The following is a 20,066-nucleotide window of genomic DNA, read 5'->3' as shown; positions in this document are numbered from 1 at the left end:
CCCTTTCATCCGTTTGTTACGCTTGGCCGCACCGGCGCTCCCGTTCCCCGGTGAAACAGATGCAGCACCGTTTCCGTTCCCATCGCTGCGAAAAATTCCCGCAGATAAGGCACATGGCTTTCCTCGTCTCCCAGCCCGTCATTGTAATGTTCAAGCCCGTATTTTCGGATAATGTCCTCGCCGCGCAGAAGCTCAACATTGCGGCTTCCGGCCAAAGCAGCGGCTATCCGCTCCTCCAGCCGGCCGATAAGATGCTTCAGCGCTCGGTTCCCGTCCACCTTATCCGAAGAGGGACACAACAGCAGCAGCAAACGGGAGGAAGGCCTGCCAGCAAAGCTCTTGACGTATTGAATGAAGCTGCGCGTATTCTCCGTCAACGCCACCTCCACGCCCTCTTCTCCAGCACCCGTTCCCTGCATCCAGTCCTCCAGACGAAGCATAATAAGTCCGATGCCTTCGCGGCTTCTCCCAAGCAGGCCGTCCTCGTCAATCAACTGCTGGAACACCTGGCTGTAAGGCGCAAATTGCAGCTTCGCGCGAATAGAAAGCCGGTCCAGCCAAAACTCGATGGATTCCGCTATCGGTCCCGACTCAAAGGAAGAGACTACGGTAAGCGGAAACTTTTTGCGCGATACGGCGGCAAGCAGGCGTTCAATCGGCTGCTGCGGATCATTCACCGCCAATCGAAGCAATATTTTAAAATCTTCAATCCAGCCCGTTATCGTATTCCGGCTGAACAGGTCGGTGTTGTATTCGAAACCCGCGGTAATTCCGTTTTTCATCATGGTTGCATACAGGGACAGGTCAAATTGGGCGGTGTCGGTCGATACCGGAATGGCCTCCGCTTCAATGCCCGGCATGCGGATATTGAGCATGGATTCTTCCGTCTGCACATACAGCACCTGAAATACCGGGGACTGGCGCGCCTGCCGCTCCACACCAAGCTCTGCAACCACTTTCTCAAAGGGGATCTCGGCATGGTTGAACGCCTCCCTGCAGTCATCCCGGACTTGAGCGAACAGTTCAGCGAAGGTCATCCCCGCCTCGAAACGGCTTTGTATGACAACGGTATTGATGAAAAGCCCGATCAAGGACTCCAGTTCCATCCTGTTCCGGTTAGCGACAGGGGTACCGATGCAGATCGTCTCGTCCAGGCTGCAATGATGCAGCAGGAGGCTCAGAACGGACAGCATCAGATGATAAGCGGACCCTTTAAGACGCAGGCCAACCTCATGAACGGCTTTCGCGGTATCGCCGTCAAGCGTAAAATACTCTGTGCGTCCCCGGTAGGTCTGCGCCCCGCTCCGCTTATAATCGAAAGGCAGCCGGATGGACGGCGGTGCATTCCTAAGCTTCCCGCTCCAATACGCCAGTTGATTGTCCAGCTCGCCGCTTTCGATTTTACGCCGCTGCCATTCGGAATAATCGGCATACTGCACCGGGAGAGGCGGAAGAGCCGCCTCCCCGTTGAGCAAGGCCGCGTAAGTCTGCGCGAGCTCCCGCATGATGACGCCGAAGGACCAGCCGTCGCAAACCATATGGTGGAGGGACAACGTAAGAACCGTCTCCTCCGCGGACAGCCTCATCATGCAGAAACGCCATAACGGTCCCACCGTCAAATCAAACGGGCGGTTCGCGAACTCGCGGTTGATTTCCCGCACCTTGACCATCCGCTCTTCCCTGTCCCCCTCTTCCAAGCAAATCACTTCCACCTTGAAGGGCTCATAGGGCTTGATGATCTGAGACGGTACATAGTCGATGGTATTGAATACCGTACGCAAACTTTCATGCCGCTCGACAATCGCATTCAGCGCCGCCTCCAGCAGCTCCGGCCTGACCTCGCCTTTCAACAGATAGGATTGCGGCACGTTAGCTGCCCCGCCGCTCATAAGCTGTTCCATAAACCATTGTCTTTGCTGGGCGTACGACTGGCTGAACGAGGAAGAGGAACGGTCCGCCCGAACGATTTCGTTTTTCTTGTTCTCCCTGGTCTTGGTCAACAGCGCTGCAAGCTGTTCCCTTGATAAAGCTTTGATCATATCCTTTTTGTTCTTCATTCAGCCGCTCCTTGCCGATTACTTTTTAATTATTTCCTTGAGACGTTTCCGGTTCGCTTTCATCGCTTCCTTATTCGTCTTCATCTGCTCGCCGACGGCCGCTTCATCCGCCCGTGCAGCCGTATTCTCCAGAAACTCGCATAAGCTGCGGATGGTCGGGTATTTAAACATATCCACAACCGTCAGCTCCGTATCGAACTGCTCCTTGATCTTGTAATACACCTGAAGCACAAGCAGCGAGTGGCCGCCGATATCGAAAAAGTTGTCGTTTACGCCGATATTTTCACTGTTCAGAATGAACTCCCAAATTTTTTTGACCTTCTTCTCCCTGTCGTTCGTGGCTTCCGCATATTCGGTCAGAACGGTTCTTCTGGCATGCTCCGGTTCCGGCAGAGCCTTCAGGTTCAGCTTGCCGTTGGGCAGCAGCGGCATTTCCTCCAGCACCACGAAGAAGGAAGGGATCATATAATCCTGCAAAAAGCGCTTGGTATACTCCCGGATCGAAGGAATGTACTCCTGGTTGTATTTCCACTCCAGCGGACGGGTGAAGTAAATGCTTTTGTCCCCGCTGAAGCGGAGCCGGCTTGGAAGTTCATAGGCATAGGCTTCCGCATGCGCGCCAAACTTCTCTTTGCGCAGCAGCAGCAGTTGGCAGGCTCCGTTCTCCGCATGGCCATTCCACAAAGCGCGCACAAGATAACGGCTGTCCGCGCCTCTGTTCAACAGCTCATACAAATCCGGCGCATGCGCTCCCCCTGCTTCAAGCTCCGCCCTCAGCTCACCCACGGTAGCAACCGGCGCAGCATCACCGCCGAGCAGAGCCTCCGCCCGGTTCTCGCGTTCCAGCTTGTCCAGCGGAAGGTCGCGAATCCACACGACATCTTCCGCTCCCTCCTCCAGCAATCGCTCCAGTGCTTCGGCAGACCCCGGACCGGACCAATCAAGCGTCGCGTCTGGCCGGAGGAACGCAGCTTCCTTCGTGCCAATGACAACCTGATACCTGAACTTGCTCATCTCGTTGCCGAAACGGGCGCGTTTGGGCAGGATGGCCACATGGCGCACCCGCTCCTGGGATTCCTTCAGGCTCAAGAAATATTTGGAATCGACCAGCAGTTCATTCTCCGACGCGACGGCTCCCTTGATGCGGTCCCGCAGCTCCGCCACCGTCAGTGCATCATCGGCCTTGTGCAACTCAACCGACGTGTGGTAGCTTTTCAGCAGCGGCAGGGAACGCACATCGCCGAGATAGAGATTTCCGCCTTCGGCCAGCATGCCGAGAAGCCGGTCCAGCACGCGGTCCAGATACTCCCCGCTCGGAAAATATTGAATGACCGAATTCAGAATAATCGTGTCAAAGCTCTCGTCCTGCAATTCTCCCAATGCATCTGCAGCCCTCTGGTACAACCGGACGTTCATCGTCTCATCGAGATTGGCGCGCACGTACTCCAGGGCGGTGCGCGATAAATCCACACCGACATATTCCTCGCATAAAGGCGCGATCTGGAACAAGACCATTCCGGTTCCGCAGCCAACCTCCAGCACCTTCTTCGGCTTCAGATTGCGGATGATATCCACCGAATCCGCCAGCCACTCCTCCATTTCCCGTTCGGGAATCTTCTCGCCCGTGTAGCTGCTGTTCCAACTGACCGTGTTAAGACGATAGTCCTGGATTTCCTCTTCCTTCGTGTAGGCGTGGTCAAAAACCGATTCCCACTGCGTAACCTGTTCCTTGCTGTCTTCCTCGGTTTCCTCCTTCCGGTACGTCTCGTCGCGGACGAGATAGGATACCAGGCGGACATCGCCGCCGCTGTCCCTGGCAATAACCGCATTGTCCTTGACCGAAGGATGGGACTGGATAACCTTTTCGATCTCTCCCAGCTCAATGCGAAGCCCCCGGATTTTGACCTGATTGTCGGCCCGCCCGATAAACTGAATATTGCCGTCCGGCAGCAGCTTGACCACATCGCCCGTCTTGTACATCCGGTCCTTCGCAAATTTGCTGAACGGGTTCCCAATAAATTTGTCGCGGGTCAAATCATCCCGGTTGTGGTAACCCCGGGCCAGGTTGACGCCAGCGATATACAGTTCTCCGCTCACATGATAAGGCACGGGATTCATAAATTCGTCCAGCACATACAACTGCACGTTGGCGATCGGCTTGCCGATCGGGACGATATCCTTGTCCAGTTTCCCGCCGCAAGGATAATGCGAAACTTCGACCGCAGCTTCAGTCGGCCCGTACAGATTGTGCATTTCCGCGTTCAACGTCCGGAAAAATTGCTCTTGCAGCAGGTAAGGCAGAGCCTCGCCGCTGCAGAATACCTTTTTCAGGCTTTGCACTTCACGCACTCGCGGATTGTCCAGAAACAGCTTTAAAATAGAAGGAACAAAGTGGCAGAACGTAATCCCCTCGTCCTTGATGACATCAATTAAGTAATCAACATCCTTATGTCCTTCCGGTTTCGCCAGTACCAGACAAGCGCCCACGGTAAGTGCCCAAAAGATTTCGCTGCAGGAAACGTCGAAGCAGAACGGCGTTTTCTGCAATTGCCGGTCTTCCGGCTGCATGCGATACTGCGCCTGCCCCCACAAAATGCGGTTCCGCAACCCGGCATGCACGTTAATGGTTCCCTTGGGCTTGCCCGTGGAGCCGGATGTATAGATCATGTAGACCGCGTTGTCCTCCCTGACCTTCACTCCGGGATCAGACGCGCTGAATGCTGCAAAAGCCTGGCTTCTCATATCTATCGCCTGCACATTCCGCAACGCCTCCGTTTCATCGGCGCAATGCAGCACCAACCGCACGCCGGAATCCTCAAGCATATAATTCACCCGGTCGTCCGGATAAGCCGGGTCAATGGGCACATAAGCGGCCCCGGCCTTCAGAATGCCGTACACGGCCACAATCATCTCAATCGACCGTTCCGCATAAACTCCGACAAAGCTTTCTTGTCCGATTCCCTGCGCGATCAAATAATGGGCAACCCGGTTGACCCGCTCGTTCAGCTCGCGGTAAGTCAGCTCTGTCCGCCCGTATTTCAGCGCCGGCGCGTCCGGAGTAAGCCGGGCCTGCCGTTCAAACAGTTCGTGCACGAACAACGCGGCTTCAAACGAGCGTCCCGTCGCATTTTTCCCGTACAGGATCTCGTTGATTTCATCCTTGTCCATGAACGGGAATTGTTTGATCTTCTGGTAAGGATCGGCGGTCAAGCGCTCGATCACATTCTCCAGATGACGCATCATTCTCAGGGCGGTCTCCCGCTTGTAAATGTCCGTATTGTATTCGCATAATACATGAATGCCGTCTTCAAGCTCGCGCATGGAAATCCAGAAATCGAACATCGCCGCTTTATTGTCCATTTCCATCCGGGCAATGCGCAGATTGGGCAGCTTGAACTCGGGCAGCTCCTCATTCTGGAGCGCAAACATCACCTGGAACAGCGGATTCCGGCTCAGATCACGTTCCACCTCAAGCTCGTCCACCAGCATTTCAAACGGCATATCCTGCGCATCGTAAGCTTCCAGCGCTCCCGCCTTTACCCGCTTTAAAAGCTCCAGGAAAGTAAGATCGCCCGACAAATCATTCCGCAGCACCAAAGTGTTGACGAAGAATCCGACCGTATGCTCCGTTTCCTTGCGCGTCCGGTTGGCAATCGGCGTTCCGATGGCAATATCATCCTGCCCGGTATATCTGGCGAACAGCACATTGACGGCAGCCAAATAAATCATGAACGGCGTGACGCCCGTCGTTTCCGCCAAGGCCTTCACCCGGTCCATAATGGGCCGCTTAAAGACCAAAAATTGTTTCTCGCCGTTAAATGTCTGCACGGCCGGACGGCTGTAGTCCGAAGGAATATCGAGCGTGGTCAAATTTTGCAGCTTGTCTTTCCAGTAGGCCAGCTGCTTCTCCTTGACCTCACCAGTGAACCAGCTCCGCTGCCATTTCGTATAATCGGCATACTGCCAGTCTATTTCGGGCAACCGGACCGGCCGTTTATGAACAAACGCCTCGTAAAGCTGAACAAACTCCCGCACAAATACACCCATCGACCAGCCGTCCGAAATAATATGATGCATAGTCAGCAGAATGGTATGCTCATCTTCGGCGAATTGAATCAATTTGCAGCGAAGCAGCGGTCCGTTCGCAAAATCAAACGCCTGATTCACCTCAACCTCCGCCAACTCGGCAATGACGGTTTCCCTGTCTTCCGGCAAGGTGTCCATTCGGTCTACCACCGGCACGGGCACGGGTTCCGCCTCGCGCAGCACCTGGACCACCTGTCCGTTTACATAGGCAAAAGCGGTCCGCAATCCTTCATGACGCTTTACCAGCTCGGCAACAGCACGGCCGAGACAAGCCGTGTCCAGCCGGCCTTCCAGCTCAACGGCCTCCAGAATGTTGTAAAAGGCGCTGTCCTCGTCGTATTGTCTCAGGAACCACAGCCGCTGCTGAGCATAAGAGACCGGTACGCCACGCCGCTTCTCTTCCCGCGTCGGCTTGATTACGGCCTGTTCCTCTCCGCGCCGCAGATCGGCATGAAGCCGTTCCTCTACCACCTTGGCCAATTCGCGGATTGTAGGATGATAAAACAAATCATTGATTGCAAACTCGATCGCATAGGTTTTCTTGATCCGGGAGACCACTTGCGTCGCTTTCAGGGAATGTCCGCCAAGCTCGAAAAAGTTGTCGTTCATCCCAATAACATCGTTCTCCAGCACTTCGGACCAAATAGCGCGAATCTTTCTTTCGTTCTCGGACGATGCTTCTATGAACAAATGCTTTTCTTCGCTCTCAACCGCTTCGCCTTCCGCATTTACCGTGACTAGCTTCAGCGTGAGACCCGTTCCGAAATCATCCAGCAACCTCGCCTGTTCCAAATACGGCCGTTCGCTCGCCCCCTCCTCCAGATAAGCGGTGAGGCAGGCTTTGGCATAAGCTTTCTCGTCAATTCGATCAGCCATATGGGCATTATATTCATCAATGCCGACATAAACGGCGCTGTCGTTCAAATGCAGCAGAGCTTCAAAAAACAAAATTCCGTCCTTTGGAGAAAGGACATGCTGACCGATGGATTCGCTGAGAATATGGAGGGAATGCAAATTGCCCGCCGTCATTCCGACGTTGTTCCACATCGTCCAGGATATGCATTGGACCGCATAACCGAGCCGTTCAGCCGCATATTGGCAGAACATCTCCAGGAAGCTGTTGCCCGCCGCATAAGCGCTGAACGTCGCACCCCCCAGAAACGATGTCACCGAGGAGAAGGCAATCAAGGCGGCATGCCGTCTCTCGGTCAGCAGCCGGAACAAATTCAGCGTCCCGTATACCTTGGCTTTATATTCATCTTCAAAGGCTTGCCTGTTCCCGGCTGCGATCAGGTAAACATCACGGCGGTCCAGATGCTCCTCATAGCTTGAATTGCCGGCCAAATGAAGAATGCCATCAATTTCATAACCCTCTGCCTGCTCGTACTCCCGAACCGCTGCGGCCAGCGCCTGCGAATCGCAAATGTCAACCTGCCCGTAACGGACGGAAGCGTCCAGTTCCCGCAGTCTGCGGAAGTTCTCCGCCCGCTCCCCGTCCTCCGCCGGATGAGGAGTCGCGCTTCTTCCGAGAATAAACAGCTTTGCTTCATAGCGCTCGATCAGAGTACGGCAGACTCCGGCCCCGATCCCCCCTAGACCGCCGGTCACGATATAACGTCCGCCCTGTTTTATTTGCGCCTTTGTGTCATGCTTCTTCAGCGGCACAGGCTTAAGCTTCCATGCCAGACGCCGGCCGCTGCGGTATCCGACTTCGCCTGCATCCGTCTCGCTGTGTCTGATTTCTTCATACAGCAGAGCCGCGTCCCGGTCCGCCTGCTCTCCCTCCAGATCTATAAGCAAGCAGCGCAAGCCGGTATCCTCGGAGCGGAGAGCCGCCATGAACCCGCCCAAAGAGGCGTTCACATAATGCGGCTCCAAACCGCTTGCGCCCTGGAACACATTCGAGCTGGCAACATACAGCGCCGTATCCCCGCTCCATTCTTGTTCGGCCATCGTCCGCACAAGCTGAAGCAGCGAGTACACGCCCAGCCGATCCGCCTCCGCTACGCCCTCCGTTCCGTCTCCGTTCAGGCCGTAAGTGGGCAAGTAAACGATATGTCCGGCCTTCCAATCCAGTTCATGCAAATAACGGAACAGTTCGGCGCAGCCCTCAGCGCTGGTATAATCACAGCCGACATGATAGCGGCTCTCCGCTGCAAATTGCGGGCTATGCCTGACGGCAATGACGCGGCCTGCATTCAGTCCCATGCGCTTCAGCAATGCTTCCGCCAAACCGGCGTTATCGGCAAAGACGAGACAGTTGCCCGCAAGCTCCGCGCCCGCCGCCTTGCCGGATTTGAAATGAAGCGGCTTCCACACTTTCTTGAACACCCACGGGTTCAAGGCGTTTTTATCGCGGATGAGGTCCATCTGCTTCAGCACCGGATCATATTGGCCGCGAAGCAGCGCATCTCTCAGCAGGATGCGCTGGATTTTGCCAATGCCCGTTTTCGGAATATCCTTCTTGGCCAGCGGAACAATGTACTCGATCACAATGCCGATTTTGGAGACGATTATCCGCTGCATTTCTTTGACAATTTTGCGCAGCCGCACAGTCTCCATCGAAGACGGATGGAAGAACACAGCCAATTGCTCCTCCCGAGCTCCGCCCGGTTTCACGGTTACCGCAGCCGTATACGACACCTCCACGCCGTCAATCTCCTCAAGCACGGCTTCAATTTCCGAGTTGTTGTAATTGACACCGTTAATAATGAGAATGTCCTTGGCCCTGCCGGTAATAGTCAGCCCGCGTTCCGAAATCAGCCCTAAATCGCCAGTATCAAACCATCCGTCGCTGGTGAAAGCCTCGGCGTTCGCTTGCGGATTGTTGTAATAGCCCGGCGTAACGGCCAGCCCCTTAATCTGAAACCGCCCTTCCGTGTTCAGCGGCAGCAGTTCATTCTGCGCATTTACAATCCGCACCTGATGGCCGCCAAGCGGATAACCTACCGATACCTGCGTATCTTCCGGCTTCAGCAATCCTTTACCGATATCGAGCGAATAGATGATGCCCGAACAGGTCTCCGACATTCCGAAGCAAGGACGCATGGCAGACTTGCGCAAATGGAACGGCGCCAGGATTTCATTGAACTTCAAAGCCACCTTGGCGACAACGACTTCGCCCCCGTTCGTGATAACCTTCAGCGCGGACAGATCAATATCAAGCTGCTGGACCTCACGCTCCAGGCTGTTGATCAGATTGTAGGCGAAATTGGGCGCCCACGTATTCGTGACCTTGTACCGACTCATCAGTCTGAGCCAACGAAGCGGCGCTTCCAGAATATAATTGACCGGAGCCAAAATTTCCTGGCTGCCAAGATAAACATCCCGCACGTTGCACATCACGGTTCCACCGACATGGTCCATCGGCATCCAGTTGAAAGTGACCTCTTCGGGACCAAAACCGTTGCTTTGGCAAGCGGCGATCGTACGGTATAAAATGTTGCGGTGCGTCTGCATCACCGCTTTCGGCATACCAGTGCTGCCGGAAGTAAGCAGCAGCAGCGCCAGATCATCCGGCTGGACCACATAGGAAATTTCCCGTTCCCGGCTGTCCGCGAGTTCTTCGGCCGTATACACGGTGAATTCTCCCTGCTGCTGAAGCATGCCGGGAATGCCGCGGATGGCGGCAGCCAGCGCGGCATCGGCGACAATGACCGGCCGTTCCAGCATGCTCCAGGCGTTATACAGCTTGCGGACTGCCGCGTTATCCTCATGATAGACAGCGGCAACCGTAACCGGAATTCCGATAAATCCGCCGAGCATGCACGCCCAGAATGTATTTACATAGTTGCGATTGTCGTCCATCTGATAAATCACTTTGTCACCGGGCTTTAATCCGCGTTCGATCAGACCGGAGCACACCGCTGTCGCTTCCCGGTACAGCTGCCGGTAGGAAGAGAATGTATCACTGCCGTCATAGTGAATAAAGCGGATGCCCCGATCCTCAGACGCGATGGCCGCCCGTTTCAAATAGTAACCGAGATCGAATACGGTATCTTCGGGAAGAAGTACGTCCTCTCCGGCAATCAGCGACCATTCCGTCCCGCTTTCGCTCTCCCGGCGGCGCTCCGGAACTTCGGTTCTGGCCGCCGCGCCGGACTGTGTCCCTTGAATAAAACAATGACGGTCCGAAAGATCAGCAATATGGACCTTATCACGGCTTGGTTTCGCTTCCTGCCGGACGATAACGGGCGGAAACGCCGTTCGCGACGCCTGGCCCCCGCTTTCGCGGACCAGACCGTTCCATCTGTCAACGAGATGGTCGTTTACAACCGCCAGCTTCAGCAGTTGCCTCATATTGACCGTGCCGTCTGCATCATAGGGGATGGCCGATACATGCACGAATTCGGCAACCGCCGCGCAAGCTTGGCTGCTGATGCCGAGCAGCACGCTTAGCTCCGCAGCCAGCGCCGCTTCTGCGGCCGCCGCGCGCTCTTCGTAAGAAGCGGCTTGAGTAGTTCCGCCGCCTGCCCGCTCGGTATAATAAACGACCAGTTTCGGCTCGCCTTCCATATTGGTTCTGCGGACCATTTTTACATCCCCTACGAGTTCCCGCGCCCGCAGCGCTTGCTCCAGCCCGGTCAAATTGCGGCTGATTCCCTCAATCGGCATGGCTGTGCATCGCGTTTCGTTAAGGACAAGTGTCCCATCCGGTTCCATACGGCCGACATATCCCGTATCTTTTCCGCCTTCGGCGGGAAGTGTAACCGCCCCCTCAAACCCGTCCGGAAGCGGATGACCGTAACAATCGACGACAAGGACACGCTCCCAGCCGCGGGGAACTTCTCTTTTCCCGTCCGGATGAAAATTCAGCACAGAGGCAACCGGCTTTCCGTTGTCTGAAGCAGCGTCAGCCTCCGCCGAAAGCAGGCCCACCTCACAGACCGGTTGAGTTATGTCATGGACAATCTTATGCAGCAGAGTGAGATAACTTTTTTGAAATTGCCGAATGAGCGTTTCGCTGAAATAAGCGGTGTTATACACGGTCTCAATGACAATTCCGTCATCCGGTCTGACCACCCAGGCCAGCGGATAATTGATCTCTTCCCTTAAATGCAGGTCGGTAATGGAAAACTCGGCCACATTTTTGTAGGCTTCGGCATTGGCATAATTTTCGTAGACGAAAATGCTTTGAAACAACTGCGGCATCCCTGCAGCGGCGCTGATCTCGGCCAATGACATATACTCGTGCCCGGCGCGGCTCGCCTGCGCCTCTCTCAATTCCTCCAGACAGGCAAGCAGCGGCAGTTGGTCCTGGAGCCGAACCCGCACCGGAACGGTATTAATGAACAGTCCGACCGCCTCGGCAATTCCGCGGATTTCCATCGGTCTTCCCGAAACGGTCGTGCCGTACACCACATCACTTTTGCCACAATATTTTCCAAGCAATAGCGCAAAAGCCAAATTATAGATCTGAAACGGGGTGATTCCGTTTGCCTTGGCCGTCGCCTCGATGTTATCCAGCAATTCCCCGGAAAGACGCACTGAATATTTCGCTGTTTCTCCAGCCGTCTCTTCCGCCGGTTCGTTAGTCCAGGCCAGCGGCTCTTCGAATCCGTCAAGCGCCTTCTTCCAATAGCGGGCGGTAGCCGCCGCATCCTGCCTGTTCACCCAGGCGATATAATCCTTGAACGACCTTCCCGGCTTCTCCCCAATCGGCTCTCCCGTCATCAGAGCGCGGTAATGCTCCAGCATTTGCCCGAGCACCAGCGGCAGCGACCAGCCGTCCATAACGATATGGTGAAAGCTCCAAACGAAATAATAGCGGTCCTCGGAAATTTGAATAAGCGCAAACCGCATTAAAGGAGCTTCCTCAAGCGCAAATCCGAGCATCCGGTCCCGTTCCAGCCACTTCAGATAAGCTTCATCCCGCTCCGCCGCGCCCATGCCTCTCCAGTCATATTGGACATAACGGCATTCGCATGCTTTCAGCACAACTTGAACCGGCTTCTTTAACCCTTCCCACATAAAAGCGGTGCGCAGCGCTGGATGGCAATCAATCACCTTCTGCCAGGCTTGCCAGAAGCGTTCAACCTCAAGCTGTCCGCTCAAGGTGCAAGAGAATTGCTCCATATACATCCCGGCGCCTTCACTTTTCAGACTGTGAAACAGCATCCCTTCCTGCATGGCGGATAAACCGTATATATCCGCGACATTTCCTTTGTTCATGGGTTTCCTCCCGGACGCATTAATTGAATTTTGACAAAATAAGATCCAAATCTTCCGTGTCCACCTCATAAAAATCCGAGACGGAAGTTCCGCTGTCCTCCGACTCGATGCAGTACTCAATGATTTCAAGCAGCGCCTGCTCAAAAGCGCGGGCCTGGCGGCACAGGGATTTTTCCGATTCCCGTCTTGCGCTATAGACCCACTCCAGGGTCAAGCGGCCGTTCAGCACATAAGCATTCACTTCCAAACGTCCGACCCGGGCATTTCCCGGTCCTCTCGCCCCCAAAGATTCTCCGCCGATGATTCGAAAAGGGGAATTCCCTGAACTGCCGCTGTCAAGCTGTCCCATGTAGTTGAACACCATCTCCACCGGCCCCCGCGTATAATTGGCGAGCAGAAACTCAAATGAGCGCTTCTGGGCAACCGCCAATCCGTCTTTCACTTTCTTCAAGGCGCTTCCAAGGTCCGGCCATGCCGCATCATCCAAATATAAAGGGTACAATTGGGTGAACCAGCCTACCGTCCTTGAAACATCCGACTGCTCGGCAAAACGGTCCCTGCCGTGGCTTTCAATATAGATCGCCGGGCAGGTTCCATCTTCGGCACGGAGCATTATTCCCATTGCGGCAAGCATCGCTTCCATCGGCCGAATGCTGTAATGCTTGGGCACTTCGGTAAACAGCCGGAACGTCGCTTCTTCGCTCAGAGCGGACCTCCATAGCCCGGCTTCTCCTTCGTAACCGGCGTCCGCCCTCGTTCTGCTCCCGGCGGTGAGGCGCCGCTTTTCCAGTTCCTTGTTCCATTCGCCGATTTTGGCCGCTGCTTCGAAGCTGCCCGCATATGCTTCCGCCTCCCGGCTCCATTGCGGATAGGATACTGTTTTTGACCGCGGCGCCGCCTCTTGCCCTGCGGCCAACGCCTCATAGAAATGGAACAAATCTTCGACAATAAGGCGCAGGGAATACGCATCGCACACGAGATGGTGAGCGGTCAGCACAAGTCTGTCGCGCCTTTCTTGTCCCCTCCGGATCAACAGGCCCTTGAACATCTCCCCCGCCTCCGGCCGCAAAGAACGCTGCAGCCCGGCGATGGCCGCTTGCATTAAAGGTTCAGCCTCACCGTTTCCCGATAGGTCTGCCGTTTCTAAACGCGGACAGTGGACATAAGGCATAATTTCTGCAGTTCTTCCCCCTGCCCGGCTTGCAACCCGTGTTCTCAAAGCATCATGCTGCCGGCACAGTTCATTCAACGCATCATTGAGAATGCCCGGCTCCGGCGGCAACGCCAATTCAAGACATACGGACTGGTTCCAATGATCGGCTTCCTGAAACTCGTTGTTGAAGAACCAGCGCTGAATCGGCGTGAGCGGATAAACTCCCGTCACCTCGCCCTGATTGTCCTGCACATTTTCAAGCGGTACGGCACGCAAAGCCATTTGCTCAATGCATTTATCCTCGTAGAATGACTTAAGTTCGAGCTTGATTCCCTCTTCCGCCGCCCGCGCAATGACCTGCATGCTGATGATCGAGTCCCCGCCGATTTCAAAGAAGGAATCCTTCACGCTGACCCGTTCAACACCAAGCAGACGGCTCCAGATGCGTTCCAGCTTTTTTTCCGTCTCCGTCGCCGGCGCCACATAATGGCTCTCTGCCTCCAGCTTGCGCCTCATGACGGCCAATTGCCGGGTGTCAACCTTGCCGTTGACATTAAGCGGAATGGTGTCGACCGTGAAGTAAGCGGACGGCAACATATAAGCAGGCAGCCGCTCTTTCAGAAAATCGCGGATTTCCGCCAAGCCGGGCCGTTCGTCCGCAACGAGATAAGCGGCCAGAGAAGGTTCGCCGGATGTCTCTTCCTCTACAGTTACAACTGCATGAATAACGTTTTTATGAGAATGAAGAACAGCTTCGATTTCGCCGCTCTCAATGCGGTGGCCGCGAATCTTCACCTGATGGTCCATTCTGCCGAAAAAGGCAATGCTGCCGTCTTCGAGCCAGCAGGCATAATCGCCGGTACGGTACAACTTGCCCGGCCCCCAGGGATTATCGATAAATTTCTCCGCCGTCAGTTCGGGCATGTTCAGATAGCCGCGCGCCACTCCGACACCTGCTGCGCACAGTTCTCCGATGACGCCGATACCGCACAGGCGGTCTCCGTTCATCATATAAATCTGCATGTTTGGAATGGGGCGGCCAATCGGGATTTTATCCGGAACCAGTTTATCCCGTTCGTAACGCCAGTCCGATGCGCATACCGTCGTTTCCGATGGCCCGTAAGCATTGTAGTAGACGAGACCGGACGGCAGTTGCTCCACCAGCTTCCGATTCGATGCCGAGCCTGCCGTAATCAGCAGCCGCAGTCCAAGCTTGCGATGGGCAATTTCTTTCCAGTATTGCGGCGGCAGCGTAGCGACTGTGACATGATGCCTCAGCATTTCGCTTTCGAACCGGCCGGGGTCGAGCACCGTTTCCTTGCTTACAATGCACAGCTTCGCTCCGGTCAACAGACCCATCACCAGTTCCCAAACCGAGGCGTCAAAGACAAGGTTGGCGAATTGCAGCACCGTATCCTCTGCGGAAATGGCATAGCTGCCGATAAAATAATCCCGCAAGTTGACAATCCCCGCATGCTCCACCATTACACCTTTCGGTTTGCCTGTCGTTCCCGACGTATAGATCAGATAAGCCAGACTTTCCGGTCCGGCGGCATCGGACGGGTCAGCGCTTGGCTCGGCCGCAATCGCCTGGTCGAAAATAGAGATTTCCGGCACGCCGGGCAAACGCGGATAATCTCCGGCTCCCGACGTAATGACACAATGAGCCGCGCTGTCCTCCAGCATATAGGAAATCCTTTCCTCCGGGTAAGAGGAATCCAATGCCATAAATGCGCCGCCAGCTTTGGAAACACCCAGAATGGCAACGAGCGCTTCAATGGACTTATCCAGCAAAATGCCAACGACGCGCTCCGCCCCTACTCCCTGCTTCCGCAAATAATGGGCAAGCTGATTGCTGCGCCGGTTCAACTCGCCATAGGTGATGCGTTCGTCTCCGCAGACGGCAGCAACCGCCTCTTTCCTTGCTTCCGCCTGTGCTTCGAACAGCTGTTTAATCGTCTGCGCCCGATAGCCTGCGGAAGGCCGGTTAAACTCATAGAGAATGCGCCGCTCCTCTTCCGCCGTAATCATCTCGATCTCTCCAATGGCGCAATTATGCCGGGCCGCGAACTGCTCCACAATTTGGAGATAATAGTCCGTAATCCGCTGAATTCTCTCCCGCGAAAATTTGCCCGATTTATATTCAAACCAGCCTTTCAGACCGCTTCCCGCTTCATTGATTTCAAGCGCCAGTTCTACTTTGGCAGTCTTTAAATCCAGTTCCCCGAACGCAATGCTGAAATCTTTGGTTTGAATGTCGTGAAGCACATCCGTCTCATAGCTGAAGATTACCTGATACACAGGGGTGGACAGCAGATCCCGCTCCACGCCCAGTTCTTCCACGATCCGGTCGAATGGAATATCCTGATTCCGCAAAGCCTGCAGCACTTGTTCATTCTCGCTGCGGATGTAATCAAACAGCGGTTGTTCGGGATGAAGCCGGCTGCGGATCGGCAGCATATTCAAGAAACAGCCGACAACCGCCTGAAGCCGCTCATCATTCCGGCCCGCTACGGGAACGCCTATGATGATGTCGTTTTGATTTATGTATTTGTGCAGCATTACCTTCAGGGCGCTGAGCAGCAGTACGAATAACGTCACGCCATGCCGCTTGGCCGCCGTTTCAAGCTCCGCCCGAAGCGGCTGTCCGATTTCGAACAGCACCCGGTCGCCCTGATAGTCCTGCTCATGCGTCGGCCTGTAATCGGCGGGAATGGTACAAGACAAACTGCTTCCCGCCAAATGCTCCCGCCAAAATTGCAGTTGATCGTCGAATTCGCCTTGTTCTGCTCGCTGATTGAAATGAATGACATAATCATAATATTGAAGATCGGTTTCGTTTGCGGACAGCCCGCTTCCGCCTGCATAACCTTCATACCGCTGCAGTAGTTCTTTAATAAAAATTCCGATGGAATAGCCGTCGGAAACAATATGATGCCATACGATCTGCCCAATCCAGTCCGAATCGCCAAGCTTGTACACAATAAGCCGGATCAGGGGGCCTTGGGAAAGCGGGAACGGCCGAATCCCCTCTTCGTACATCAGCAGCTCCAATTCCGGCATGCCCGCTCCATGCTCCTTGCCGGAAAGATCGCACAGCTTAAAAGCCTCATCCCCGATATCCCCGCGCAGCTCCACTTGGAGGCTTCCCTGTGCCTCTTTAAAGACGGAGCGGAGCGCTTCCTGATGCATGCATACATCGGCAAAAGCCCGGTGCAGCAGCTCCGGCCGCAGCTTGCCGTGAAACTGGACATAGCCGGAGAGGTTATAGGCGATAGACTGATCATGTAGCTGCTCCACATACCAAAACTTTCTCTGCATATAAGTGCTGGGCAGAACCGTCAAACCGGGTTCTCTTTTCTGCATGCCGGTCTTTCCTTTTTCATGCAGCAGGGCTGTTCTTTTCTGTGCGCGCTGTTCCTCCAGCAAGCTTTCCAGCAGCTTTCGTTTCATTTCAGACAGAGCGCCAACGCGGTCCTCCAGGCTTCCTTTATTATTGCTCTCCATGCCTCCACACCTTTTACAAAAAATTTTAACGTTGCCCGTTGGCCACCTTTATTCTGCCATGACGCCAAGATTAAGCCGGGACGACAGCTCATCCAGCACAAATTCGGCCAATGCCCTGACCGTCGGCTCTTCTACAAATTGCGCAAGCTGAGGTTCAATGCCAAACAGTTCTTTGATGCGCAGCATCACTTGGGTAATCATGAGAGAGTGTCCGCCAAGCTCGAAAAAATTATCGTCAATGCCGATCGGCCGGATGCCCATAATGTCTTGCAAAATATCAACAATACTCTCTTCAATTGCATTAGTGGGCGCCTCGTAAGCCGCCGGAAGCTCCGGCCGGTTGTATTCTTCCGCTTCAGCAGCTTCGCTCACTTCCTGCTCCTGAAGCGCAGCTTCCTCCGCTTGCTCCGAAACGGCAATTTTACGCCCGGGTGGAATCCAATGCCGCTTTTTCTCAAAAGGGTATGTCGGGAGCGGCACCCGGAACAGCTCTTCGTTCCCGTAATATTGGGCAAAATCAATCGCCAGCCCGTGCGTCCAAGCCTTCTTCACAAATTCGGCCAGCCAGTTGCCGTCGTCGCCCGCTTGCTTGGCTTCCCGGACGGTTTGATAGAATACGCAATCCTCATGCCCCTGAGCATTTTCCTGCATAAAAATAGATAAGGTCCGGCCCGGTCCAACCTCGACAAAGTGCTTCAGACCGTTTTGCGCCAAGCGGACCGCAGCATCTTTAAACCGTACCGTGCCCAGCATATGCTGAATCCAATAATCCGCGTCGGCCGCCTCCTCCGGCTTCAGCCAGTCGCCCGTGACATTGGACATCAGCGGAATTTGCGGTGTTCCGAAGCGGATGGTAGCCAGCACCTCCCGCATTCCCGGCGCCGCCTCCCGCATCATATGGGAATGAAAAGCATGCGAGGTATGCAAAATCCGGCAGTCAGCCCGGTCCTTTATTTGCATCATGACCTCCTGCAATGCTTCATGCTCTCCGGCCAGCACCACCCGCTTCTCCGCATTGACGACCGCAAGCGATACACGCTCGTTCAAATAAGGCCGGACTTCCGGTTCGCTCATATTGACATAAAACATATCGCCCGTCGGTGTTGACTGGATGATCCGTCCCCGCATCAGCACCAGTTTCAAAGCGTCTTCCAGTGAAAACACCTCGGCGAGACAAGCGGCGACATATTCACCGATACTGTGGCCAAGCAGCGCCTTCGGCCGGATGCCCCAATGCATCAGTTGCTTGGCAAGGCAATATTCGACAACAAATATGGCGATCTGGGTATGCCGGGTTTCCGTCAGCCGTTCCTCATGTCCGGCTTCTGCCCTGTCCGCAAACAAGACAGCTTTAAGATCATAGCTGAAGTGATTGGCAAGCAGAGTAAAGCAGGCATCCATTTCTTGACGGAAGACCGGCTTGGTTTCATAGAGCTGCTTGGTCATATTGACATACTGAACGCCTTGCCCCGGAAACAAAAAGGCGATCTCATGCGTATGGTCTTCCTTCCCCCACGCACCGGACACACCGCCGGCAAGCTTTGCCATCAATTCTTCCCGGCTGCCGCATACAAGCCCGCCGCGATAAGGAAGCCTTTTGCGGCCTACATTCATCGTATACAAAATGTTCCGGTAGTCGGTATCTTCATGCCGCTTCACATAATCCAGCAGTTGAGCCGCCAGTTGGTGATAAGCGGTCTTGGTCTTGGCGGAGAGCAGCAGCAGATGCCCGGTCTCCCCGCTGCGGATTTCCCGTGTCTCAACGGCCTCTTCCAGCACAACATGGACATTTGTGCCGCCGATGCCAAACGAACTGACTCCCGCTCTCCGAACCTGCCCTTCCGGATTCCAGTCCGCCAATGCAGTGTTGACATAGAACGGAGAACGTTGCATTTCCAAATTCGGGTTCAACTCTTTAAAATTGATCGACGGAACCAGCTTCCTATTCGACAGCATAAGCGAAGTCTTGATTAACCCGGCCACACCCGCCGCGGCATCCAAATGGCCAATATTGCCCTTTACCGCGCCCAGCGCGCAGTATCCGGTTACGCCGCTTTCTTCCGCAAAAGCTTCCGTAAGCGCCCGCACTTCAATCGGATCTCCCATCGGGGTTGCCGTTCCATGCGTTTCAATATAAGTGATGCTTCTGGTTTCCACCTCGCTAAGAATGTGGGCGCTCATGATCGCGTTCCGCTCGCCTTCAACGCTGGGAGCTGAATAGCCAATTTTAGATGATCCGTCGTTATTGAAGGAAGCACCCTTGATGACCGCGAAGATATGATCTCGATCGTTGACAGCGTCCCCCAGCCGTTTCAACAGAACTGTGCCAACTCCGCTTCCGGCCAGAGTTCCGCTGCAATCCTTGTCAAAAGGGCAGCAGTGTCCATCCTTGGAGAGCACATCGCCCGGAATGTACAGGTATCCGGCAGTCTGGGGAATCGCAATCGTACATCCTCCTGCAATCGCCATGTCGCATTGATAATTCAGCAGCGCCTGATATGCCAAAGCCACCGCCGTCAACGAAGTGGAGCAGGCGGTCTGCACATTAACGCTCGGCCCCTTTAAATTGAGCTTGTAGGAAATCATGGTGGAAGCGAAATGAACATCGTTGCCGATCCAGATTTGCCGGATTTCGGGACTGGAATCAAGGTCGATGCTGCTCATAATATTTTTCAGCAAATATTTGCTTGTTCCTGTGCCGACGAACACGCCGATTGAGCCGTCATATTCGTCCGCATTATATCCCGCGTTCTCCAGCAGCCGCCATGAACTTTCCAGCAGCAGCCGCTGCTGCGGATCCATGAGCGCGGCCTCCCGTGGGGTAAATCCGAAGAACCCGGCGTCAAATTGTTCAATTCCGTTAATAGTGAATGCCTGTTTAATGTAGTCGGGATGACGGAGAAGCTCTTCCGCTACTCCCGCCGACCGCAGCTCTTCGTCCGTGAAGTAAGTGAGGGATTCAGTTCCGCTGCATAAATTCTCCCAAAATTCGTCGACCGTCTCGGCTCCGGGAAACGTGCAATCCATACCGACTATCGCAATATCCAATTCTCTGGGCTCGTGTTCCATGGAAATCTTCATTGCATGCGTGT

4 protein-coding genes are annotated in these 20,066 nt (G+C 54.7%); all 4 read right to left on the bottom strand.

Annotated elements, in window-relative coordinates; genetic code table 11:
• Nucleotides 1–5: 5 nt before the first annotated feature.
• From ABD014_RS10070 to ABD014_RS10055, 4 genes are read right to left on the bottom strand one after another with little or no spacing between them, the layout of a single operon-like run.
• Complete coding sequence (locus ABD014_RS10070; protein ID WP_343860479.1) at nucleotides 6–2,057, bottom strand: condensation domain-containing protein; 2,052 nt, start codon at nucleotides 2,055–2,057, stop codon at nucleotides 6–8.
• 18 nt (nucleotides 2,058–2,075) lie between these two features.
• Nucleotides 2,076–12,314 (bottom strand): amino acid adenylation domain-containing protein, encoded by a 10,239-nt coding sequence (locus tag ABD014_RS10065; protein WP_343860477.1) that lies wholly within the window; start codon nucleotides 12,312–12,314, stop codon nucleotides 2,076–2,078.
• A gap of 19 nt (nucleotides 12,315–12,333) precedes the next feature.
• Nucleotides 12,334–16,974 carry an amino acid adenylation domain-containing protein gene (locus tag ABD014_RS10060; RefSeq protein WP_343860475.1) on the bottom strand — a complete coding sequence of 1,547 codons (4,641 nt, stop codon included), beginning with the start codon at nucleotides 16,972–16,974 and terminating at the stop codon, nucleotides 12,334–12,336.
• Between the two features lie 48 nt (nucleotides 16,975–17,022).
• The gene (locus tag ABD014_RS10055) at nucleotides 17,023–20,055 is read right to left on the bottom strand and encodes a type I polyketide synthase (protein WP_343860473.1); all 3,033 of its coding nucleotides are present in this window, start codon (nucleotides 20,053–20,055) and stop codon (nucleotides 17,023–17,025) included.
• Between the last annotated feature and the right edge of the window lie 11 nt (nucleotides 20,056–20,066).

This window comes from Paenibacillus motobuensis (assembly GCF_039521865.1).
GTDB lineage: Bacteria > Bacillota > Bacilli > Paenibacillales > Paenibacillaceae > Fontibacillus > Fontibacillus motobuensis.
The sequence above is the reverse complement of the archived record's forward strand: the minus strand, read 5'-3'. Positions and strand labels throughout refer to the sequence as shown.